The following is a 21602-nucleotide window of genomic DNA, read 5'->3' as shown; positions in this document are numbered from 1 at the left end:
CCGGTGAGCCCGCCTCCGGACCGTTCCCCGCCGCGGGGCGCAGCGGTCAGACCGGGGGGACCAGGGTGAAGTAGTGCGGCAGCAGGTCCGCGTTGCCGGTGACCGTCAGGGCGGTGGGCGGGATCCGCCGCCAGAGGAACAGCATCAGGTCCGACGCCGTCCCGGCCGCCTCGACGTCCACCGGGTCCGTGACCCCGTACTCCACCAGGACCCGCTCCCCCGAGAACGTGACCGTCCAGGACTCCGGCCCGTCCGTCCGCCGGAAGCGGTACCGCTCCCCCGATCCGGCCGGCGCGCCGGCCATGGCCCGCCGGAACGGGGCCATCGCCTCGAAGGTCTGCGGGACGGCGTCCACCGCGATCTCCGCGTCGATCGGCCCCGGCGCCCCGGTGGCGGACTCCGCGTCCCACCGGTGCACCGCCAGTTCGATGGTCTGCATCCGCAGCCAGAAGCCGGTGGTGTGCCCCGCCGGATCCTCGGTGTCGACCGACCACGTCCACACCGGCACGTCCGGCCCCAGCTCCCGGAACAGGCCCTCCAGCTGCCGCGCGCCCTGGGCGAACCACTCCGTCAGCGCCTCCGGAACCGGCCCGCGGTTCGGCTCGCTCTCCGGCTTCGGCCAGGCCGCCCGTACCGCCGGGTCCTCCGGGATCGCGAAGATCGTCAGATCGGTGTGGTCCGGGGCCTCTGCGAGGCGGTCGCGCAGGATGCGGCCCACGAACCGGTGCACCCCGCCCAGGTGCCCGACGAGGTCCGCGGCCGACCAGCCGGGGCAGGACGGCACCAGCGGGACCGGTCCGTCGCCGGCTTCGGCGATCGCGCGCCGGATCGCCTTCTCGAAGGCCAGCGTCTCGTCGTGGAAGTGGGAGAGCCTCTGGCTGTGGTCGATGACGTCCATGACGTCACCCTGCCCGCGCCGCCCCGCTCCGTATCACCTTGCGCTCCGGGCGAACGCCTCCAGCGCCTCCGCGAGCCCGGACCGGTCCGTGCCCAGCTTCCGGTAGACCGGGGACAGGTCCCGGCCCCGCGCCGCCGGGTCGTCCCGTACGGCCAGTTCCGCCACCCGGAATTCCTCGTCGGTCAGCCCGTCCTCCCGCGCCGTGGCGCCCGTCGCCGCAGTGCCCGTCGCCGCACCACCCTGCGCCGCCCCGCCCAGGCGTGCCACCAGCCCGTCCGCCCCGCACTCCCGTGCCGTCGCCAGCGCCCGCGCCAGCAGCTCCGCGTCCTCGAGTTCCGTGCCCAGCGCAGCCAGCGCGCACGCCAGCTCGTACCCGGCCGGCGAGGCCGACAGCAACTCCACCGCCTCCGTCAGCAGCCCCGCCCGCTCCCCCGGGGCCGCAACCTCCGCCGCCACCCGCAGGGCCTGCCCCACGCCGGACGGGGCCCCGAAGGCGCGGGCCCGCCGTACCGCATCGGCGGCCAGGGCGCGCGCCCCGGCCGGGTCCTGCGACGCCACCGCCCGGGCCAGGTGCAGCCGCCACGGGCACCAGGACGGGTTCTGGATCCCGCGCGGGCTCAGCCTGCGGTCCACGGCCTCGAGTTCGGCCACCGCCGCCTTCGTCCGGCCGCGGGCGAGCAGCAGTTCGGCGTACACGGTCTGCGGGTCGGGGAAGACCACGGCTGCCGGGACGGACTCGCCGAACGCGTGCTCCCGCGCCAGCTCCCAGGCCTCGTCCACCCGGCCCCGCGCGAGCAGGGTCGTGGCGAGGATCGCGATGCTGTACCAGTGCACGGGCGTACCGCGCCCCACGCGCTCGGCGAGCTGCAGTCCGGCCCGGGCCAGTTCCTCGGCCTCCGCGAGGCGCCCTCGCCGGTAGCGGATGTACGCGCGCAGGCTGTACGCGAAGGACAGGTGGGCCCCGCGCCAGCCCTGCCGTTCGAACTCGGCGGTGCCGGCCTCGAACAGCTCCTCCGCCCGGCCGGGCCGGTCGGCGTACATGTGGACCATGGCGGCGAGCACCGGTACCTCGAAGCCGCGGTCCTCGTAGGCCCAGCTGAACTCCGTGCCCAGGGCCCGTACGGCGTGGTGCAGGACCACGTCCACCGGTTCGCCGCGCAGGCAGGCGTCCCAGGCGCGCAGCCCGATGATGTACCGCTCGGTGAGGTCGCGGCCGGTCAGCCGGTCGGCGAGCCGGGCCAGCCGGCGCGAGCGCGCCGGGGAATCGGGCTCGACGGCGTCGAAGGCGTCCCACATGAACTGCTCGGACTGCAGGCGCAGCCGGGTCCGGGCGTCCGGGGCGTACGGGATCTCCCGGGCGAGCGAGTCCGAGGCCTCGGCGAGGCGGTCGCTGTGGGCGAGGACCTGGGCGAGCCGGATGACGATGCCCTGGCGCAGCGCGGGGTCGTCGAAGGGTTCGGCGAGCGCCGCGCGCAGGTGGTTCACGGTGTTCGCGGGTTCGGTGAGCAGGGAGGCGCAGCCGAGCTCGTACAGCACGGCCGCGCGCTCGTCGAAGTCCGGGGGCTCGCGCAGGGCGCGGGCGAGCTGGCGGCGGGGCGGCGTCGGGGGCGCCGGCCCGCAGGTTCTCGGCGGCGGCCTCGCGCAGGGTCCGCACCACCCAGGGGTCGTTCTCGGGGTGGGTCTCCAGCAGGTGGCGGGCGGCGTTGGAGGCGCCGAGCCCGGCGTCGACGACGGCCACGGCGGCCTGTCCGTGGAGGGCGACGCGCAGTGCGTCGGGGATGGCCCGGTAGAGGGCGGTGGCGATCAGCGGGTGGACGAACTCCAGCCCGGCGTCGGGCTCTTCGCCGGGTGCGGACAGGATGCGGGCCTCCCGCAGCCGCCCGGTGGCGTCCGCGGCCTCCTCGGAGCCGAGGCCGGCGACCCGGGCGGCGAGCTCCTGCGGGATGGCGGTGCCCAGGACGGCGCAGGCCCAGGCGAAGCGGACGGTGGAGGGGCCGAGGCGTTCGAGGCGGGCGACGAGGCCGCTGCCGCGCTGGGCGGCGGCGAGGTCGCGCAGCAGCGGGGCGCTGGCCGAGGTGGGGGCGAGGCCCTTGTCGCGGACCTTGGCGGTGAGCTCGACGGCTTCGAAGGGGTTGCCGGTGGTGACGGCCCAGGCCTCGCGGCAGAAGGCATCGTCGGCGTGGTCGCCGACGGCCTCGCGGACCAGGGTGGAGACGGCGGCCTCGGTGAGCGGGGCGAGGGCCAGCGGGCGGTGTCCGGCGCGACCGGGCAGTGTACGGAACGCCTCGGCGTGCGCGGGCAGTTCCTCGGGGCGGTACGCGACGACGAGGAGCAGCGGGAGGTGTTCGGCGCGCGGGGCGAAGGCGGCGAGCCAGGAGAGGGATTCGGGGTCGGCCCAGTGGGCGTCGTCGAGGACGAGGGCGACGGGGGCGCGCTGCACGGTGAGGTGGGTGAGGACCCAGTCGAGGCCGTCGCGCAGGCCCTGGGGGTCGGGCGGGGCGCCTTGTTCGGGGGCGCACAGGCCGAGCGCGGGGCCGACGATGGAGTACCAGCTGCCGAGGGCGGCGCGCAGTTCCGCCTCGGAGCGGTCGGCCAGCTGGGGCTGGATGAGCTGGCGGGCGACGTGGAAGGGCTGGCTCTGTTCCTGTTCGCCGCCTCGGGCGGCCAGCAGGGTGCAGTTGCGGGCGAGGGCGCGGCGGCGCACCTCGGCGAGGAGGGTGGTCTTGCCGAAGCCGGCGGGGCCGGAGAAGGCGAGCAGCGTGCCGCCCGCGGCGGGGCCGGCGCCGGCATCCGTGCGGCCGTCGCCGCCGGAGCCGGTGAGCTGCTCCAGGGCTTCGTCCACGGTGGCGAGTTCCGCCTCGCGTTCGAACATCCTTCGCCGTCTGCGGGTCCGGCGTTCCGTCATGGCTGGTACCCCCCGGGCCTGTTCGGGGCATCAGCGTACGCCCGCGCACGTGTGGGGGAAGGCCCTCTGCCGGGAAAGATCGGAATCTTTGGTATCGGGCCGTTGCAGGCCTCTACGGGTGCCCCTCTTGCGCCGAACGGGTTGCCAGTTGCTCCAGTACCGCCACTGCTTCGGCCGGCCGTTCGGCGGGGACGAAGAGGTGGTCGTGGTGGTACCCGGCGATCACGTTGCAGCTGAGTCCGTGCGCGGCGAGCTCCGCGGCGAAGGCGCCGGTGAGGCCGACGGCGTCGAGGGCGGAGTGGATGCGCAGGGTGATCCACCCGGCGGTGTGGTCGTAGGCGAGCCCGGCGGCGTCGGCGTCCTCCTGGCGCAGGACCACGGTGAGCCCCTCGGCTTCCAGGACGGTGGCGACGGGGGCGGCCGCGGAGGGCGGCGCCGTGACCCCGGGGACGGTGCAGAAGACGTACCGCCCTTCGTGCAGCTCGGGGCGCATGCCGCTCAGCAGTTTCCTCAGGTCGCTCTCGCCGCTCACGGGGCCACCCTACTTATCATCCCGTTATGACCGATTCCGCGTCGGCAGCGTCGGCGCCTGCGGAGGGCGAACGGCACGCCTCCTGGCTGGAGCTGTTCTTCGACCTGACGGCGGTGGCGGGCGTCGCCCAGCTGGCACACCTGCTGGCCGGCAGCCCCGGCAGCGGCGACGTGGCGCTGTACGCGGTGATGTTCCTGGCCTTCTGGACGGGCTGGATGCTGTTCACCGTGTACGGGAACGTCAGCGGCGAGGAGGCCCGCACGTGGACGGTCCTGGCGGGGATGTTCGGCATGGCGGTGATGGCGGCCTCGGTGCACGGCGTACGGGAGGACCGGGCGGGGGCGTTCGCGCTGGCCTACATCCTGGTGCGGTCGCTGGCGGGCAAGGCGTGGGAGCGGCGCGGGGAGTACGTGCCGGAGCTGCCGATCACACAGCTGGGGCTGGGGCTGACCCCGTGGATCGTGTCGATGTGGTTCGACGGGCCGGCCCGGTACGCGCTGTGGGCGCTGGGGCTGGCCATCGACCTGGCGGTGATGTTCTCGGTGTCCGGCACGAGGCTGGCCGCCCGGGTGGACGCGCAGTACGCGCAGCAGGCGGCGCGCAGACGGCGGGCCGCGCCCAAGCCGGTGGCGGCGCTGATGGACGCGCCGCATCTCGGTGAGCGGCTGGGCCTGTTCCAGCTGATCGTGCTGGGCGAGGCGGTCGCCCAGGTGGTGGCCGCCGCCTCGCAGGTGGAGTGGGACGCGGCGCTGTACGGGGTCGGCATCGGCGCGTTCCTGCTGCTGCTCCTGCTGTGGTCGCTGTCGCTGCGCCACGGGGCGGACGGGGTGCCGCTGCTGGCGTGGGACGTCCTTCCGGTACGGCTGGTCCTGCCGCTGCACTGCTTCGTCGCGGGCTCGGTGGCGGCGCTGGCGGCGGCGCTGGGCAACGCTGTGGAGTACACGGACCGTCCGGTTCCGGAGGCGGTGCGGTGGCTGCTGTGCGGGAGCCTCGCGGTGTACCTGGCGATCGCGGGGGTGGCGGCGGCCGGCTCGGGCCGCGGGCTGCGGCGGGCCCTGCTGCTGGTGGGCCCGTCGCTGGCCGTCGTACTGGTGGCGGGGGCGGTGGCCCGGGGGGCCGCGGCCGTGCAACTCGTGTGGCTGCTGGTGCTGGCGGCGGCGTGGCCCCGGGTGATGCTGGAACGCCTCCCGCCGAAGCCGGCACCGGCCGGACCGACGGCCCCGTAGCCCCCGCGGCACCGCCCGGGTCAGGTGTACTCGTAGATCCGGCGGTGCCACCAGGCGTACGGGATGCCACGCCACTGGGCCCAGTCATCGACGTACTCGATCCAGTCGGCCCAGTGGCCGGGTGGCGGATCCGGGTCCGGGAGGGTGCGGCGCCGGAACTCCGCGTCCAGGGCGCGCAGTACGCGGCCCAGCGCCGTGCGGGCCTGCGGCGGCAGCCTCCGGTAGACGTCGCCCAGCCTGTCCCGGACCTGGGCCACGTCGTCCAGCGCGCAGCACGGGCAGGCCGGTACCAGCGAGGCGACCAGCCGCAACCGGCCGCCGGGCCGGTTCAGGAAGCCGCGGTACCGGCGCAAGAGGTACGCGAGATCGGTATCGCTCGTGCTCTGCTCGTACAGGGCCCATTGAACGCCGGCACTCGCGGCCGGTGACAACCGGTCCATGGGGGGCAGTTCCCGCGCCCAGGCGGGCGGGCGGCGCCCTTCGAACGGTCCCTGCAGGGCGCGCAGCGCGCCGGGCCGTCTACGCGGCATCGCCCTTTCGGCGGTTGATCGTCATACCGGCCACCCTCGCACGTCCGGGCGGCCGCGTCAGGCGGATTTCCGCGGCGGCGCCACCGGCGCGGGCGGGTCCGCGTCCGGTGGTGCGCCGCGTCCGGCCGTGCCGGCTACGTCAGGTCGAACTCCCCGCCCCGCGCGTTCATGACGAACTTGCGCCACTCGTCCGGCGCGAAGATCAGCGAGGGGCTCTCGGGGCGGTCGCCGTTGCGCATCGCGATGAACCCCTCGACGAAGGCGATCTGGACGTCGCCCGCTCCCCGGCTGCTCGACTGCCAGTCCGCCTCGCTGAGGTCGAGGTCCGGCTTGCCCCAGCCGGCCAGAGGCTGCGAAATCATGCTTTCGGCCACGTGCGTGCTCCTCCCGGTACGTCGTCCGGGGGCCAGCGTAACCATCGCAGCGGGTGCCGCACAGGCCACGGTGAGTCACCCGTGGCCGGTCCGGCACCAGCCGCGCACCCGCCCGGAGGAGCAATTGCGTTCAGGAAGTCGGGGCCTGCGCCCCCACCAGCCACATCGCGAAGAACTGCGCCCCGCCGCCGTACGCGTGGCCCAGGGCCCGGCGGGCGCCCGGCACCTGGTGTGCACCGGCCTGGCCGCGGACCTGGAGGGCCGCTTCCGCGAAGCGGATCATGCCGGAAGCGCCGATCGGGTTGGTGGACAGCACCCCGCCGGAGGGGTTGACCGGGAGGTCGCCGTCGAGTTCGGTGACCCCGGCCTCGGTGAGCTTCCAGCCCTCGCCCTCCTCGGCGAAGCCGAGGTTCTCCAGCCACATCGGCTCGTACCAGGAGAACGGCACGTACATCTCCACCGCGTCGATCTCCCGGCGCGGATCGGTGATCCCGGCCTGCCGGTAGACGTCGGCCGCGCAGTCCTTGCCCGCCTGCGGGGAGACGAAGTCCTTGCCCGCGAAGAGCGTCGGCTCGCTGCGCATCGCCCCGCCGTGCACCCAGGCCGGCGGCTTCGGCGAACGGGCCGCGCCCGCCCGGTCGGTGAGGATCATCGCGCAGGCCCCGTCCGAGGAGGGGCAGGTCTCGGAGTACCGGATCGGGTCCCAGAGCATCGGCGAGGCCTGGACCCTCTCCAGGGTGATGTCGTGCTCGTGCAGGTGCGCGTACGGGTTCTTCAGCGCGTTGCGGCGGTCCTTGTAAGCGACCAGCGAGCCGACCGAGTCGGGCGCGCCCGTACGCCGCATGTACGCGCGCACGTGCGGCGCGAAGAACCCGCCGGCGCCCGCCAGCAGCGGCTGCTGGAACGGCACGGGCAGCGACAGGCCCCACATGGCGTTGGACTCGGACTGCTTCTCGAACGCGAGGGTCAGAACGGTCCGGTGGACCCGCGCCGCGACCAGGTTGGAGGCGACGAGCGCGGTGGACCCGCCGACCGAACCGGCGGTGTGGACGCGGAGCATGGGCTTGCCGACCGCGCCGAGGGCGTCCGCCAGGTACAGCTCCGGCATCATCACGCCCTCGAAGAAGTCGGGGGCCTTGCCGATGACGACCGCGTCGACGTCCGCCCAGGTCAGCTCCGCGTCGGCGAGTGCGCGCGCCGCGGCCTCGCGGACGAGCCCCGCGATGGAGACGTCGTGGCGGGCGGCGACGTGCTTGGTCTGGCCGATGCCGACGACGGCGACCGGCTCCTTTCCCGTACTCGTCATGCGGGTTCCCCTTCCAGGACGGCGACCAGGTTCTGCTGGAGGCAGGGGCCGGAGGTGGCGTGCGCGACGGCCCGGTCGGACGCGCCTTGGTGGATCCGGGCGGCGGCCTCGCCGATCCGGATCAGGCCGGCGGCCATGACCGGGTTGGCGGCGAGCGCCCCGCCGGACGGGTTGACGACGACGTCCTCGCCGAGTCCCAGCGCCTTGCGGAGGACCACCTCCTGGGAGGAGAACGGCGCGTGCAGTTCGGCCGTGTCCACCGGGCGCTCGAAGACCCCGGCGTGCTCGGCGGCGATCCGCGTCGACGGGGAGTCGGTGAGGTCGCGCAGGCCCAGGCCGTGGGCCTCGATCCGGTGGTCGATGCCGGTGATCCAGGCGGGCCGCTCGCACAGCCGCCGCGCGGTGTCGCCCGCGGCGAGGACGACGGCGGCCGCGCCGTCGCCGATGGGCGGGCAGTCGCCCGTGCGCAGCGGCCGGACCTGGTAGTCGCCCTGCGGGACGGTGCCGCGGAGCTGGGCGTGCGGGTTGTCGGCCGCCGAGGCCCTGCTGCGGGCGCCGACGGCGGCGAGGGCGCCCTCGTCGGTCTCGCCCCCATCGATCAGCGCCTGGGCCTGGAGGGCGGCCAGGGCCACCGAGTCGGGCCAGAGCGGAGCCAGGTAGTACGGGTCGAGCTGCCGGGTCAGGACGTCCCGTACGGAGCCCGGCGAGGACTTCCCGTACGAGTAGACGAGCGCGGTGTCGGCCTCGCCGGTCTGGATCTTGACCCAGGCCTCGTAGAGGGCCCAGGCGCCGTCCATCTCGACGTGCGACTCGGAGATCGGCGGCCAGGCGCCGACCCCGTCGAGGGTCATCGTGAAGGAGAAGGCGCGGCCCGCGAGGTAGTCGCTGGATCCGGAGCAGGTGAAGCCGATCTCGCCGGCCCTCAGACCGGTCCGGGCCAGCACCTGGTGCAGGACCGGCATGACCATCTCGACTTCGCTGAGTTCGTCGGAGCTGCGCCGGTGGTCGCTCTGCGCGAAGGCGACGACGGCGACGTCGCGTGCGTACCTGCTCGTCGCGGGCATCAGATGAGCTCCTTGTACGCGTCGTAGTCGGCGTCCGGCTCGCCGGTGGGGCGGTAGTGGTCGGGGTGGCGCCCGCCCTTGGTCCAGACGGGTTCCACGCGCAGCCCCATGCGGACCTGGTCGTACGGGATGCCGCCGATCCGGCCGTGCAGGGCGAGGTCGGCGCCGTCGAGGGCGATGTGGGCGTAGACGTAGGGGACTTCGATGTCCAGGTTCTTCGCCTTGATGTTGACGATGCAGTACGTGGTCACGGTCCCGGCCGGGCCGACCTCGACCTGGTCGGTGGTGGCGACCCCGCAGGTGGGGCAGGCGCCGCGCGGCGGCACGTACACCTTGTGGCAGGAGGGGCAGCGCTCGCCGACGGTCCGCTGCTCGGCGAGGGCGTTGATGTACGCGGTCTGGGAGCGGCCCGGGCTGTAGGTGTAGTCGAGGCGGGCCTCGGCGACGATGCCGGTGACGGCGTCGGCGAACTGCCCGTCGTACGGGGTCGCCTGCGCGGCTTCCGGGTCGTCGTGGGGCTCGAAGCACGCGATGTCGGTGATGGCCCCGGTGCGCTCCTCGGCCCAGCGGATCCGGACCCGCATGCCGGTGCGGACGGCTTCGGGCCCGGCGGCGTCGAGCGCGTGCAGGATCGCGGTGTCCGCGCCGTCGAGGCGGACCAGGACCCAGGCGAAGGGGGTCGCCAGGGGCTGGTTCGGGCGCGGGGCGCCGTTCCAGGCCCAGGTGGTGACCGTGCCGGTGGCGCCGACCTCGACGAGCTCGCGGATCTCCTCGGCGGTGACGGGGTCGTACTCGACGGGCGGGACCATCACCGTGCCCGCGGTGGTCCTGACGCCGAGGACGACGCGCTCGCGCAGCCCGGTGAGGAAGGCGCTCTGGACGGGCCCGAGGGACCGGGTGAAGGGGAACTCGACGACGAGGGGCGCACGAAGCACTTCGGGAGGGGACGCGGCTGCTGTCATGAGCGGCACTCCGATGTTCGAAACGGTCAACAACACGTGCGGATCCGGGCAGAATCCAGACCCGCCGGACACCCCGGCCCCGCCGGTCGGACCCAGCCCCGCCGGCGTTCGAGGTGCGGGGATCCGGGGGACGGGCCCCCGTCGGCGGCGCCGCACCGGCACTCGACCCGCGAGGCCGGGCACGGCCCTGGCACGGCCAGGACCGGCTACTCCCGCCGGTACACCGCAGGCCGCTTCTCCGCGAACGCCCGCGCCCCCTCCTTGGCGTCCGCGGTGTCGAAGATCGGCCAGCCGCGCAGCAGCTCCGAGGCCAGGCCTTCGGTCTCCGTCAGTTCGGCGCTCTCGTAGACCGAGGCCTTCACTGCCTCGACGGCCAGCGGCCCGCACGCGTTGACCTGCTCCGCGATCTCCAGGGCCTTGGCCAGCGCGGTCCCCTCGGGGACGACCGACCCGATCAGCCCGATCCGCTCGGCCTCGGCGGCGGAGTACGGCCGGCCGGTCAGCAGCATCTCCAGCGCGTGCGTGCGCGCGATCTGCCGGGGCAGGCGTACCGTCGAGCCGCCGATCGGGAACAGGCCCCGCCTGACCTCGAACAGCCCGAAGGTGGCGCCCGCGCCCGCGACCCGGATGTCCGTGCCCTGCAGGATCTCGGTGCCGCCCGCCACGCAGTAGCCCTCCACCGCCGCGATCACCGGCTTGCGCGGCCGGTGGTGGCGGAGCATCGCCTTCCAGTGCAGGTCGGGGTCCGCCTTCAGGCGGTCCCGGTACTGGTCGCCCGCCATCCCCTTCCCGGCCAGGGCCTTGAGGTCCATGCCGGCACAGAAGTCCCCGCCAGCGCCCGTCAGGACCACCGAGCGGATCGTGTCGTCGGCGTCCGCCTCCAGCCAGCCGTCGTACAGCCCCACCAGCAGCGGCAGCGAGAGCGCGTTCTTCGCCTCGGGCCTGTTCATGGTGAGCACCAGCGTGGCGCCGTGGCGCTCCACGGTCAGGTGTTCGGTCCCACCCATTGCCGTCCTCCCGTCTCAAGACCTAGAACAGGTTGCAGGAGGGCCCGGTCCAGTTCAATAGTTTTCTGACACACAGTCAGATTTCTTGGGCCGCGCCCTTCCCACTTGGGCCGAGCGACGCTCTAATGACCGCCGCGGGCAGCACGGCCATGGGCCCGGCAACGGTCAGCCTCGGGGGTGAGGAGGAACGGTGGAGTACAACCTTGCCGACCTGTTCGAGTCGGTCGTCGACGTGGTCCCGGACCGAGAGGCCCTCGTGTACGTGGACCACCCCGGGACCGGCGCCGAGCGCCGCCTCACGTACGCGGAGCTGGACGCGGCGGCGAACCGCATCGCGCACCACCTGCTGGACAGCGGCTTGAGGGCCGGCGAGCACCTGGGCCTGCACCTCTACAACGGCATCGAGTACCTGCAGACCGTCCTGGCCTGCCTCAAGGCCCGCCTCGTACCGGTGAACGTCAACTACCGCTACGTGGAGGAGGAGCTGGTCTACCTCTACAACGACGCCGACCTCGCCGCGCTCGTCTTCGAGGGCGAGTTCACCGAGCGGGTGGCCGCCGCCCTCCCGCAGACGGCCAGGCTGCGCCACCTGATCCGCGTCGGGCCGGTCCCCGAAGGCGCTCCGGAGCTCCCCGTCGCGCCCGTCGCGTACGAGGACGCCGAGGCGGCCGGCTCGCCCGAGCGCGGGTTCGCGCCCCGCTCCCCCGACGACCTGTTCATCATCTACACGGGCGGCACCACCGGCATGCCCAAGGGCGTCATGTGGCGCGCGGAGGACCTGTTCTTCGCGGGGCTCTTCGGCGGCGATCCCTCGGGCGAGCCGGTGAAGCGGCCAGAGGAGCTGGCCGAGCGGGTCGCGTCGAAGGGAGCCGGGCTCACCTTCTTCCCCGCTCCCCCGCTCATGCACGGCACCTCGACGCTGACCTCGTTCATCGCCTTCAACTACGGCCAGCGGGTGGTCATCCACCGCAAGTACGCGCCGGAGGAGGTGCTCCGCACCATCGAGAAGGAGAAGGTGTCGAGCGTCTCGCTGGTGGGCGACGCGATGCTCCGGCCGCTCATCGATGCGCTGAAGGGCCCGCTCGAGGGGACCGACCTGTCCTCCCTGTTCAGCGTCTCCTCGTCCGGGGCGATCATGTCGGAGACGGTACGGGCCGAGTTCCAGCGACTGGTGCCGAACGTGCTGCTCCTGAACAACTTCGGGTCCTCGGAGTCCGGGTCCAACGGCAGGGCGGCCGACGACTCGGGCCCCGAGAAGGGCTTCCGCCTCGTCGTCAACGACCGTACGCAGGTGGTGGACCCGGTGACGCACGAGCCAGTGCCGGTGGGCGTACCGGGGCGGCTCGCCCAGCGCGGCCACGTCCCGCTCGGCTACTACAACGACGCGGCGAAGACCGCCGAGACCTTCTTCCAGAAGGGCTCCGAGCGGTGGGTGCTGCTCGGGGACATGGCGACGGTGGACGAGGAGGGCATCGTCACGGTCCTCGGGCGCGGCTCGCAGTGCATCAACACGGGCGGCGAGAAGGTCTACCCGGAGGAGGTCGAGCAGGCGCTGAAGTCCCACCCGGACGTGTACGACGCCCTGGTCGCCGGGGTGCCGGACGCGAAGTGGGGCAATCACGTGGCGGCGGTGGTCCAGGTCCGGACGGGCGCCCCGGAGCCGAGTCTGGAGGAGATCCAGAGCCACTGCCGGACCCGGCTCGCGGGATACAAGATCCCGCGCCAGCTGGTCGTCACACCGGCCATCCAGCGCTCGCCGAGCGGCAAGGCGGACTACCGCTGGGCGAAGTCGGTGGCGACGCAGGCGGATGCCGGGGCGGGCGCCCGCCAGGCGCACTGATCCGTCGGCCTGGCGCCGCTGCGGCAGGCTCCGCCCACGGGCATCGCAGGTCGCCCGCGCAGGTCCCGTCTACAGCTGGCTGCGCAGTTCTGCCGCCAGGGCGCGGGTCCAGGACGCGAGCTCGTCGCGGTCCGTGCCCTGGCCCAGGACATCGGCCTGCTCGTCGGAGAGCCGCACCGGGCCGGGGTGTTCCAGCAGGAGAGCCACCTCGGCCAGCAGCCCGACCAGGCGGCGGGCTCCGGCGGCGCCGAGCCGTACGGACACCGCGGGGTCGATGACGGACATCGTCACCGCCTCCCTTCACGCCTCCTTCGGCGGGGGCATCTCCTTCGACCGTACGCCGACGGCCGGGCGGCCGCCTGCCACCCGGCCCGCCGCCCGGCCCGGGGCTCCGTTCGGACCCGGGCTCAGCTCAGGCCCCTTCGGCCAGGAAGCGCTCCACCCGGGCCGCGAACCACTGCGGGTCGTCCAGCCACGGGAAGCGCGCGCCGCCCGCCCGGACGTCGACCGCGCCGTGCGGGAAGAGCCCGCGAGTTCGGCGGCGAGGGCGGCGGTGGGGTTGCTGTCCGGTTCCCCGGCCAGCACCAGCACCTCGCCCGCCACACGGCGCAGCCCGGCCCGGGTGGCGGGCGGGTCGAAGGCGCCGGGCCCGCGTAGGCGGCGCCGGCCGCCGCGTTCTTCTCCCGGTCGCCCGCCTCGACGTGAGCGCCCGCCTCCGCGTCCCAGCGCCCGCAGGCGAGCGGCATCGTCCGGCGCCAGTCCGCCGGGGTGGGGGTGGCGCCGACCGCCAGGACGCCGAGGATCCGCTCGTACCCGGTCGGGGTGCGCGGCCGCATACAGCTGGGCGAGGTTGCCGCCGGCCGAGTGGGCCAGCACGTCCATGCGTTCCAGACCGAGGTGGACCCGGAGCGCCTCGACGTCGGCGACCTGGTGGTCGACCCGGTACGGGGACTCGTCCGCCGGTATCGCCGAGCCGCCCGTGCCCCGCAGGCCGAGGAGGATCAGCCGGCGTCCGGGCAGACGAAACTTTGATGCCCCCCCCAGGTCGCCGAGATGGGCGGAGGCCCGCATGGCGCCGCCGGGAGGCAGGCGAGCGGCTCGCCCTCGCCCCGGACGTGGGAGGCGAGGCCGGTTCCGTCATGGGTGTTGAAGATCGACATGAGCCGACCCCCTCATGCGATCACTCGTTCGAGTCATTGCTTTAGTCGGCGGGCTGGGGCAATCTACCGAATGATCGGTCGGTAGGCTCGGCTCTCGATGAGGTGACGGCATGACGGCGTATGCGAGTGTCCACGACGACAGTGAGCGGCTCAGCGGCGACGAGCTCGCCGCGCTCCAGCTGAAGCGGCTGCGCACCACGCTGAGCCGTGCCTACGAGCAGGTGCCCCACTACCGGCAGGCCTTCGACAAGGCCGGCGTGCACCCCGACGACTGCCGCTCCCTCGCCGACCTCTCCCTCTTCCCCTTCACCACCAAGGCCGACCTGCGCGACCGGTACCCCTTCGGCATGTTCGCCGTGCCCCGCTCCGAGGTGCGCCGCATCCACGCCTCCAGCGGCACCACCGGCCGCCCCACCGTCGTCGGGTACACCGACGGGGACCTCTCCACCTGGGCGGAGGTCATGGCCCGGTCCATCCGGGCGGCGGGCGGCAGACCGGGCCAGATCGTGCACATCGCGTACGGGTACGGCCTGTTCACCGGCGGCCTCGGCGCGCACTACGGCGCGGAGCGGCTCGGCTGTACGGTCGTCCCGGCGTCCGGCGGGATGACCGACCGCCAGGTCCGGCTGATCCAGGACTTCCGGCCGGAGGTGATCATGGTGACGCCCTCGTACATGCTCACGCTGCTGGACGAGATGGAGCGCCAGGGCATCGACCCGCGCAGCACCTCGCTCCGTACGGGCATCTTCGGCGCGGAGCCGTGGACCGAGGAGATGCGCCGGGAGATCGAACAGCGGCTCGACATCGACGCAGTGGACATATACGGCCTGTCCGAGGTGATCGGCCCGGGCGTGGCGCAGGAGTGCGTGGCGACCAAGGACGGCCTGCACATCTGGGAGGACCACTTCTATCCGGAGGTCGTCGACCCGTTCACCGGTGCGGTGCTGCCGGAGGGCGAGTCCGGGGAGCTGGTGTTCACCTCGCTCACGAAGGAGGCCATGCCGGTCATCCGCTACCGGACCCGCGACCTGACCCGGCTGCTCCCCGGCACGGCCCGGCCGGCCTTCCGGCGGATGGAGAAGATCACGGGCCGCAGCGACGACATGATCATCCTGCGCGGGGTGAACCTCTACCCGACGCAGATCGAGGAGGTCCTGCTGCGCACGCCCGGCCTGGCCCCGCATTTCCAGCTGCGGCTGACCCGGGAGGGCCGGATGGACGCCCTGACCGTACGGGTGGAGGCGCGCCGGGAGGCGGATGCCGGCCGCCGGGAGTCCGCGGCCGCCGCCGTGGTCCGGGCGGTCAAGGAGGGCATCGGGGTCTCCGTACGCGTCGAGGTGGTCGACCCGGAGACCCTGGAGCGCTCGGTGGGCAAGATCAAGCGGCTGGTGGACCTCCGCGAGGCGCAGTAGGCAGCGCGGGAGGGCCGGGGCCGGAGGCCGGGCCGAGGCCGGTTCGCACGCGAAACCACCCCTTCGGGCCTACTTCGGGGGTGCCTCCGAGAGCCGGCGGGTCCGTCCGGGTAGTCCATGAGGCGTGACCTCGATCTTCCGACAGCTCCACGACCGGCTCCAGGCCTCCCCGGCCGGGCTGGCGTGGAGCCGGGGGCGGGAGATGGAGCTGATGCACCGGGCCATGGGTTTCGCCGCCCTCGGCTTCCTGACCCTGGTACCGCTGCTGGTGGTCGTCGCGGCCGCCGCCCCCGGCAGCGGCTCCGGCTTCGGCCGCTGGCTCGGCCAGGCCCTCGGGGTCACCGAGTCCTCGCGGGCCCGGGTCGAGATGCTGTTCGGCGCGGCCGACCTGGCGCTCGAGCGGACCACGGCCTTCGGGCTCGCCGCCCTGGCCGTCTTCGGCCTGACGTTCGGCTCGGCCGTGCAGACCGGGTACGAGAAGGTCTGGGACCTGCCCACCGCCCGCTGGCACACCATGTGGCGGCACGTCGTCTGGCTCGCCCTGCTGGTCTGCTACCTCGCGCTGCTGGTCGAGATCCCCGCGCCGTCGAACGACGCGCCGGGCACGATCCTCGGCACCACCGGCGACCTTCTCGGCACGATCCTCTTCTTCTGGGGCTCCCAGCGGCTGCTGCTCGGCGGCCGCGTCCGCTGGCGGGCCCTGCTCCCCGGCGCGGTGGCGACCAGCCTGGGCCTGCTCGGCCTGCGGGTCTTCTCCCAGCTGGTGTTCTCCCCGCTGATCGCGTCGAACGCCGTCACCTACGGCCCCTTCGGCACCCTGCTGGTCGTCCAGTCCTGGCTGGTCGGCGTCGGCTTCGTCGTGTACGGCGGCGCCCTCGTCGGCCGCCTGGCCCACGAACACCTCACCCTCCGCCGCCTCCAGGACACCGGGCTCCTGCCCGAATGACACGCCGGCCGGGTCTACCGACCCTGCCGGTCCTGCTGCCCGAACCGGTCCCGGAGTTCGCGCTTGAGGATCTTGCCGCTGGCGTTGCGCGGGAGGGCGTCCACGAAGAGGACCCGCTTCGGGGCCTTGAACCCGGCCAGCCTCTCCCGCGCGTACGCCAGCAGCTCCGCCTCCGTCACCTCGCCGCGCGGCACCACGACCGCCGTGACGGCTTCGATCCACCGCTCGTCGGGCAGGCCCACCACGGCCGCCTCGGCCACCCCCGGATGGGTGTACAGCGCGTCCTCGACCTGCCGGGAGGCCACCAGCACGCCGCCCGAGTTGATGACGTCCTTCACCCGGTCGACGACCGTGAAGTAGCCCTGCGCATCGCGCACCGCGAGGTCCCCGGAGCGGAACCAGCCGTCCCGGAAGGCCTTCTTCGTCGCCTCCGGGTCGTTCCAGTAGCCCAGGCAGAGCTGGGGCGACCGGTACACCACCTCTCCCGCCGTGCCGTCCGGCACGTCCGCGCCGTCCTCGTCGACGACCTTCGCCTCGACATGGCGGACCGGCCGGCCGCAGGAGTCCATCCGCCCCTCGTGCTCGTCCGGTCCGAGGACGGTGGCCAGCGGCCCGATCTCGCTCTGCCCGAAGCAGTTGTAGAAGCCGAGCCCGGGCAGCCGCGCCCGCAGCCGCTCCAGGACCGGCACCGGCATGATCGAGGCCCCGTAGTACGCCTTGCGCAGCGCGCCCAGCTCCCGCCGCTCGAAGTCCGGGTGGTTGGCGAGCCCGATCCACACCGTGGGCGGTGCGAACAGGCTGTCGGCACGCCCGGCCTCCACCAGGCCGAAGATCTCCTCGGCGACCGGCGCGTCCAGGATCGTGTTCTGCGCGCCCACGGCCAGGTACGGCAGCAGGAAGACGTGCATCTGCGCCGAGTGGTAGAGCGGCAGCGAGTGCACGGGCCGGTCCCCCTCGGCCAGGTCCAGCGCCTCGATCGCACTCTCGTACTCGTGGACCAGCGCCTTGTGCGTCATCATCGCGCCCTTGGGCAGCGCCGTGGTCCCCGAGGTGTAGAGCAGCTGCACCACCGCGTCCGGGTCGCGGTCCGCCGCGAAGGGCAGCGGACCTGCGAGCTCCGCCAGGAAGGAGCCGGGGGCGTCGCGCAGCGGCCGTACGGCATGGCCCCCGGGGATCCGCGCGGCCAGGTCCGGGTCGGTGAGGACCAGCGCGCTCGTGCAGTCGTCCAGGATGTGAGCGAGGTCCTCGCCGGTGAGGTTCTGGTTGACCGGGACGTGGGTGAGCCCGGCCCGCGCGCAGGCGAGGAAGGCGAGCAGGTAGGCGTCGGAGTTGTGGGCGAAGGTCGCGACCCGGTCTCCGGCGGCCAGCCCGTACCGCTCCCGCAGGACGGCGGCGCCCGTGGACACGGCCGCGTCGAGCTCCGCGTACGTCCAGGTGCGTTCCCGATAGCGGACGGCCGTCCGGTCGGGGACCCGAAGCGCGCTGTCGCGCACCAGCCCGTCGACCGTGTTCTGCCGCACCGGCTCCCCGGCCCGTCCCGCCTGCACCGACCCCGCTGCCGTCATGGCGTGATCCTCGTCTCCGCCGACGGCCACGGTCAAGCACCGGCACAACCGGGATACCGAACGGCATGTTGACAGATCGTCAGACCGCCTGCATGAGTGTGGGGCACGCAAGCACCGCCTGTTTCCACGGGCAACCACGCCCATCCGCAGGCTACTTGGGAGGCATGTTGCGCTTTCTTGATGGATACGGCCGCTCCCGCCCGCTGCTCCGGCGCGCCGCGCTCACCGGCGCCGCCCTGCTCGCCGTCACGGCTGCGGCGCCGCAGGCCTCGGCCGCGGCGGCCGCCGCGGACCGCGGGCCGTCCGGCGGCGGCCTGTCCGCCGTCATCCGTTACACCGAGAACGGCATACCGCACATCCTGGCCCAGGACTACGCGCACCTCGGCTTCGGCACAGGCTGGGCCCAGGCCGCCGACCAGGTCTGCGTGCTCGCCGACGGGTTCGTGACCGTGGCCGGCGAGCGCTCGCGCTGGTTCGGCGCCGACGCGGCGCCCGACGGCTCGCTCTCCTCCGCGGCCAGGAACCTTTCCAGCGACCTGTACTTCAAGGGGGTGCGGGAGTCCGGCACCGTCGAGAAGCTCCTCGCCACGCCCGCCCCGGCCGGCCCCACCGGGGACCTCAAGGAGCTGATGCGCGGCTGGGCCGCCGGGTACAACGCCTGGCTCGCCCAGAACAAGATCACCGATCCGGCCTGCAAGGGCGCCGCCTGGGTGCGCCCGGTCACCGTCCTCGACGTGGCCTCCCGCGGCTTCGCCGTCTCCGTGCTCGGCGGCCAGGGGCGCGCCGTCGACGACATCGCCGCGGCGCAGCCGCCGGGCCGGGCGGCCTCCCCGACGTCCCGTACGGGACCTGCGGCCGCGGTCAGGCCCGAGCCCGACCCGGCGGCGGCCGCCGAGGCCGCGCGGGCCTTCTTCGACACGGGCCGCTACGACATGGGCTCCAACGCGGTGGCCTTCAGCGGCTCCACCACCGCGAGCGGGGGCGGCCTGCTGCTCGGGAACCCGCACTACCCCTGGCAGGGCGGCCGCCGCTTCTGGCAGTCGCAGCAGACCATACCGGGCGAACTGAACGTCTCCGGCGGCTCCCTGCTGGGCACCGCCGTGGTCAACATCGGCTTCAACGAGAAGGTGGCCTGGAGCCACACCGTGGCCACCGGCACCCCCGTCAACCTGCACCAGCTCGCCCTGGACCCGGCCGACGCGACCACCTATCTGGTCGACGGCAAGCCCGAGAAGATGACGCAGCGGACGGTCAGCGTCCCGGTGGCGGGCGGCGATCCCGTCACCCGCACCCAGTGGTGGACCCGCTACGGGCCCGTGGTCACCGGTCTCGGCCCGGGCCTGCCGCTGCCTTGGACGGCCGGCACGGCGTACGCGCTGAACGACCCGAACGCCGCGAACCTGCGCGGCTCCGACACCGCCCTCGCCATGGGCAAGGCCCGCACGGTCGCCGGGATCCAGGACGCGCTGAAGCGCACGCAGGGCCTGCCGTGGGTCAACACGGTCGCCGCGGACTCGGCCGGCGGCACGCTGTTCACCCAGTCCCAGGTACTCCCCCGGATCACCGACGAGCTCGCAGCCCGCTGCTCCACACCGCTCGGCAGGGCCACCTACCCGGCGTCCGGGCTCGCGGTCCTCGACGGAGCGCGCGGCGACTGCGCGCTCGGCTCGGACCCGGACGCGGTGCAGCCCGGGGTGTTCGGCCCGGGGAAGGCGCCGGCGCTGCGCGACGCGCCGTATGCCGAGAACTCCAACGACAGCGCCTGGCTGGCCAATGCCGACCGGCCGCTGACGGGGTACGAGAGGGTCTGGGGCAATGCGGGCACCCCGCGTTCGCTGCGCACCCGCGGCGCCGTCGAGGACGTGGCGGCGATGGCCGCGAAGGGCCGGCTGACCGTGGCCGATCTGCAGAAGCAGCAGTTCGCGAACCGGGTGCCCGCCGGTGACCTGGCGGCGGCCGACGCGGCGAAGGCCTGCGCCGCCCTGCCCGGCGGAGCGGCCACCGCGAGCGACGGCCGGCCGGTGGACGTCTCGGCGGCCTGCGCGGTGCTCGCGGGCTGGGACCGGACGGCCGACACCGGCAGCCGCGGCGCACTGCTCTTCGACCGGTTCTGGCGCAGGCTCACGGCGGGCACGGCGGCCAAGGACCTGTGGCTGGTGCCGTTCTCGGCGGCCGATCCCGTCCGTACGCCCCGTACGCTCAACCGGGCGGCGCCCGGGATCGGCCGGGCCCTCGCGGACACGGTGGCCGAGCTGGCGGCGGCGGGCATCGCCCTCGACGCGCCGCTCGGCGCGCACCAGTTCGTGGTGCGCGGCGGGCAGAGGCTGCCGGTGCCGGGCGGCACCGAGGCTCTGGGCGTGTGGAACAAGATCGAGGCACCGTGGAAGGCGGCCGGCGGCGGGTACCCGGAGGTCGTGCACGGCTCCAGCCACATCCAGGCGGTCGGCTGGGACGGCGGCCGCTGCCCGGTGGCGCGCACGCTGCTGACGTACGGCCAGTCGTCCAACCCGGTCTCGCCGTACTACGCCGACCAGACCCGCCTGTTCTCCCAGGAGCGATGGGTGACCTCGAGGTTCTGCGAACGGGACATCCTCACCTCGCCGCAGCTTAAGGTGGTCTGGCCGCGCGAGCGCCGCTGACCACCGCCGGACTCGTCGGGCCGGATCGTCCCGGCCCCGACGTGCACTCACGGGCTGACGGCGAGGAACAGGTACGCGGCCAGCAGCACGATGTGCACGCCGCCCTGGAGCAGCGTGGCGCGGCCGGGTGCGATGGTGAGGGCGCTGACCACGATGGTCAGGGCGAGCAGCACCATGTGGACCGGCCCGAGGCCCAGCAGCAGCGGGCCGGAGAGCCACACGGAAGCCAGGGCGATGGCCGGGATGGTCAGGCCGATGCTCGCGATGGCGGAGCCGTAGCCCAGGTTGAGGCTGGTCTGGACGCGGTCGCGGCGGGCCGCGCGGACGGCGGCGAGGGTCTCGGGGGCCAGCACCAGCAGGGCGATGATCACTCCGACGACGGCGTTGGGCAGGCCCGCGCTGGCGACGCCCGCTTCGATCGCGGGCGAGACGGCCTTGGCGTCGCCGACCACGGCGACGAGCGCGACCAGCAGCAGTCCGAGACTGACCAGCGCGGCGCGGGAGGTGGGCGGCTCGGCGTGCTCCCCGTCGCCGGCGCCGTCGCCGGAGCCGTCACCGCCACCGGAGCCGTCGGACTTCCTCGCCCCGGCCTCGGTGGCGACCGGCAGGAAGTAGTCCCGGTGGCGGACCGTCTGGACGGCGATGAACAGCCCGTACAGGGCGAGCGAGGCGACGGCGGCGAACGTCAGCTGGGCGGTGGAGAACTCCGGCCCCGGCTTGCTGGTGGTGAACGTCGGCAGGACCAGGCTGAGGACGGCCAGGGTCGCCACGGTGGCCAGTGCCGCGCCGGAACCCTCGGCGTTGAAGACGGCGACCCGGTTGCGCAGGGCGCCGACGAGCAGGGACAGGCCGACGATGCCGTTGCAAGTGATCATGACGGCGGCGAAGACGGTGTCCCGGGCGAGCGAGGCGGTCTTGTCGCCTCCGTCGGCCATCAGGGTGACGATGAGGGCCACTTCGATGACGGTGACGGCGACGGCCAGGACGAGCGAGCCGAAGGGTTCGCCCACCCGGAGGGCGACGACCTCGGCATGGTGGACGGCCGCCAGCACGGCGCCCGCGAGGCACAGGGCGACGAGGGCCACCGCGAATCCCGGCAGGTCCCGCCCCCAGCTGAACACCAGCGCGAGGAGCGAGACGAGCGGGACCACGACGGTCCAGTCGGTGAAAGGGGACTTGTGTGCTGCCGTACTCATGCCCTCAACCTGCCACGACCGGCACGTTCAGGGCGAATAG

The 21602-nt window shown here is 73.8% G+C and carries 17 protein-coding genes and 1 pseudogene; 5 read left to right on the top strand and 13 right to left on the bottom strand.

The genetic code is table 11. The features are described from left to right. Positions 1 to 46: 46 nt before the first annotated feature. The 3 genes and pseudogenes from IF09_RS0114180 to IF09_RS0114170 all read right to left on the bottom strand — a co-directional run bounded on the left by IF09_RS0114180 (position 47) and on the right by IF09_RS0114170 (position 4335). Positions 47 to 898: a maleylpyruvate isomerase family mycothiol-dependent enzyme gene (locus IF09_RS0114180; protein WP_030295530.1), complete on the bottom strand. Its 852-nt coding sequence runs from the start codon at positions 896 to 898 to the stop codon at positions 47 to 49. A 33-nt stretch (positions 899 to 931) separates the two neighbouring features. Next, positions 932 to 3803, bottom strand: a pseudogene (locus IF09_RS40210) (ATP-binding protein). Positions 3804 to 3915: 112 nt separating this feature from the next. Beyond that, the gene (locus IF09_RS0114170) at positions 3916 to 4335 is read right to left on the bottom strand and encodes an ACT domain-containing protein (RefSeq protein WP_030295528.1); all 420 of its coding nucleotides are present in this window, start codon (positions 4333 to 4335) and stop codon (positions 3916 to 3918) included. Positions 4336 to 4361: 26 nt separating this feature from the next. On the opposite strand from IF09_RS0114170, the gene IF09_RS0114165 reads away from it, so the two are divergent. Then, a complete protein-coding gene (locus IF09_RS0114165) occupies positions 4362 to 5561 on the top strand; it encodes a low temperature requirement protein A (RefSeq protein ID WP_051832442.1) in 1200 nt (399 codons plus the stop codon). Between the two features lie 20 nt (positions 5562 to 5581). Here IF09_RS0114165 and IF09_RS0114160 read toward each other — a convergent pair whose 3' ends face one another. The 6 genes from IF09_RS0114160 to IF09_RS0114135 form a co-directional block, all read right to left on the bottom strand. Continuing rightward, positions 5582 to 6091, bottom strand: coding sequence for a hypothetical protein (locus tag IF09_RS0114160; RefSeq protein ID WP_158709963.1), 510 nt, complete (start codon positions 6089 to 6091; stop codon positions 5582 to 5584). A gap of 134 nt (positions 6092 to 6225) precedes the next feature. Then, positions 6226 to 6465 (bottom strand): DUF397 domain-containing protein, encoded by a 240-nt coding sequence (locus IF09_RS0114155; RefSeq protein WP_030295521.1) that lies wholly within the window; start codon positions 6463 to 6465, stop codon positions 6226 to 6228. A gap of 130 nt (positions 6466 to 6595) precedes the next feature. Next, positions 6596 to 7771, bottom strand: coding sequence for a thiolase domain-containing protein (locus IF09_RS0114150; protein ID WP_030295518.1), 1176 nt, complete (start codon positions 7769 to 7771; stop codon positions 6596 to 6598). Next, positions 7768 to 8835: a thiolase domain-containing protein gene (locus tag IF09_RS0114145; RefSeq protein WP_030295516.1), complete on the bottom strand. Its 1068-nt coding sequence runs from the start codon at positions 8833 to 8835 to the stop codon at positions 7768 to 7770. The genes IF09_RS0114150 and IF09_RS0114145 overlap by 4 nt, the downstream gene beginning before the upstream one ends. Continuing rightward, entirely contained in the window at positions 8835 to 9797 is a 963-nt protein-coding gene (locus tag IF09_RS0114140; RefSeq protein WP_030295514.1) for a Zn-ribbon domain-containing OB-fold protein, read from the bottom strand. Before IF09_RS0114140 ends, IF09_RS0114145 begins: the two co-directional genes overlap by 1 nt. A 206-nt stretch (positions 9798 to 10003) precedes the next feature. Continuing rightward, on the bottom strand, positions 10004 to 10804 hold the full coding sequence (locus tag IF09_RS0114135) for a crotonase/enoyl-CoA hydratase family protein (protein WP_030295512.1): 801 nt from the start codon (positions 10802 to 10804) through the stop codon (positions 10004 to 10006). Between the two features lie 190 nt (positions 10805 to 10994). Here IF09_RS0114135 and IF09_RS0114130 point away from each other — a divergent pair, with 190 nt between their 5' ends. Then, complete coding sequence (locus tag IF09_RS0114130) at positions 10995 to 12644, top strand: acyl-CoA synthetase (protein ID WP_030295511.1); 1650 nt, start codon at positions 10995 to 10997, stop codon at positions 12642 to 12644. Between the two features lie 69 nt (positions 12645 to 12713). Here IF09_RS0114130 and IF09_RS0114125 read toward each other — a convergent pair whose 3' ends face one another. Together IF09_RS0114125 and IF09_RS40205 are read right to left on the bottom strand one after the other, a co-directional pair. Beyond that, a complete protein-coding gene (locus tag IF09_RS0114125; protein WP_158709962.1) occupies positions 12714 to 12929 on the bottom strand; it encodes a hypothetical protein in 216 nt (71 codons plus the stop codon). A 15-nt stretch (positions 12930 to 12944) separates the two neighbouring features. Then, positions 12945 to 13715, bottom strand: a complete 771-nt coding sequence (locus IF09_RS40205; RefSeq protein ID WP_418953050.1) for an alpha/beta fold hydrolase — start codon at positions 13713 to 13715, stop codon at positions 12945 to 12947. 199 nt (positions 13716 to 13914) lie between these two features. Here IF09_RS40205 and paaK point away from each other — a divergent pair, with 199 nt between their 5' ends. Then, a complete protein-coding gene (gene paaK, locus IF09_RS0114115; protein WP_030295508.1) occupies positions 13915 to 15216 on the top strand; it encodes a phenylacetate--CoA ligase PaaK in 1302 nt (433 codons plus the stop codon). A gap of 124 nt (positions 15217 to 15340) precedes the next feature. Continuing rightward, a complete protein-coding gene (locus IF09_RS0114110) occupies positions 15341 to 16162 on the top strand; it encodes a YhjD/YihY/BrkB family envelope integrity protein (RefSeq protein WP_030295503.1) in 822 nt (273 codons plus the stop codon). A gap of 14 nt (positions 16163 to 16176) precedes the next feature. Here IF09_RS0114110 and IF09_RS0114105 read toward each other — a convergent pair whose 3' ends face one another. After that, positions 16177 to 17727 (bottom strand): fatty acyl-CoA synthetase, encoded by a 1551-nt coding sequence (locus IF09_RS0114105; protein ID WP_051832440.1) that lies wholly within the window; start codon positions 17725 to 17727, stop codon positions 16177 to 16179. Between the two features lie 164 nt (positions 17728 to 17891). Between IF09_RS0114105 and IF09_RS0114100 the strand changes: the two genes are divergently transcribed. Next, positions 17892 to 20366: a penicillin acylase family protein gene (locus IF09_RS0114100; protein WP_051832439.1), complete on the top strand. Its 2475-nt coding sequence runs from the start codon at positions 17892 to 17894 to the stop codon at positions 20364 to 20366. Between the two features lie 47 nt (positions 20367 to 20413). On the opposite strand, the gene IF09_RS0114095 is transcribed toward IF09_RS0114100, so the two are convergent. After that, on the bottom strand, positions 20414 to 21562 hold the full coding sequence (locus IF09_RS0114095) for a calcium:proton antiporter (RefSeq protein WP_030295497.1): 1149 nt from the start codon (positions 21560 to 21562) through the stop codon (positions 20414 to 20416). Positions 21563 to 21602 lie beyond the last annotated feature (40 nt).

Origin of the sequence: Streptomyces katrae (genome assembly GCF_000717655.1) — a bacterium.
Classification (GTDB): domain Bacteria; phylum Actinomycetota; class Actinomycetes; order Streptomycetales; family Streptomycetaceae; genus Streptomyces; species Streptomyces katrae_B.
The sequence above is the reverse complement of the archived record's forward strand: the minus strand, read 5'-3'. Positions and strand labels throughout refer to the sequence as shown.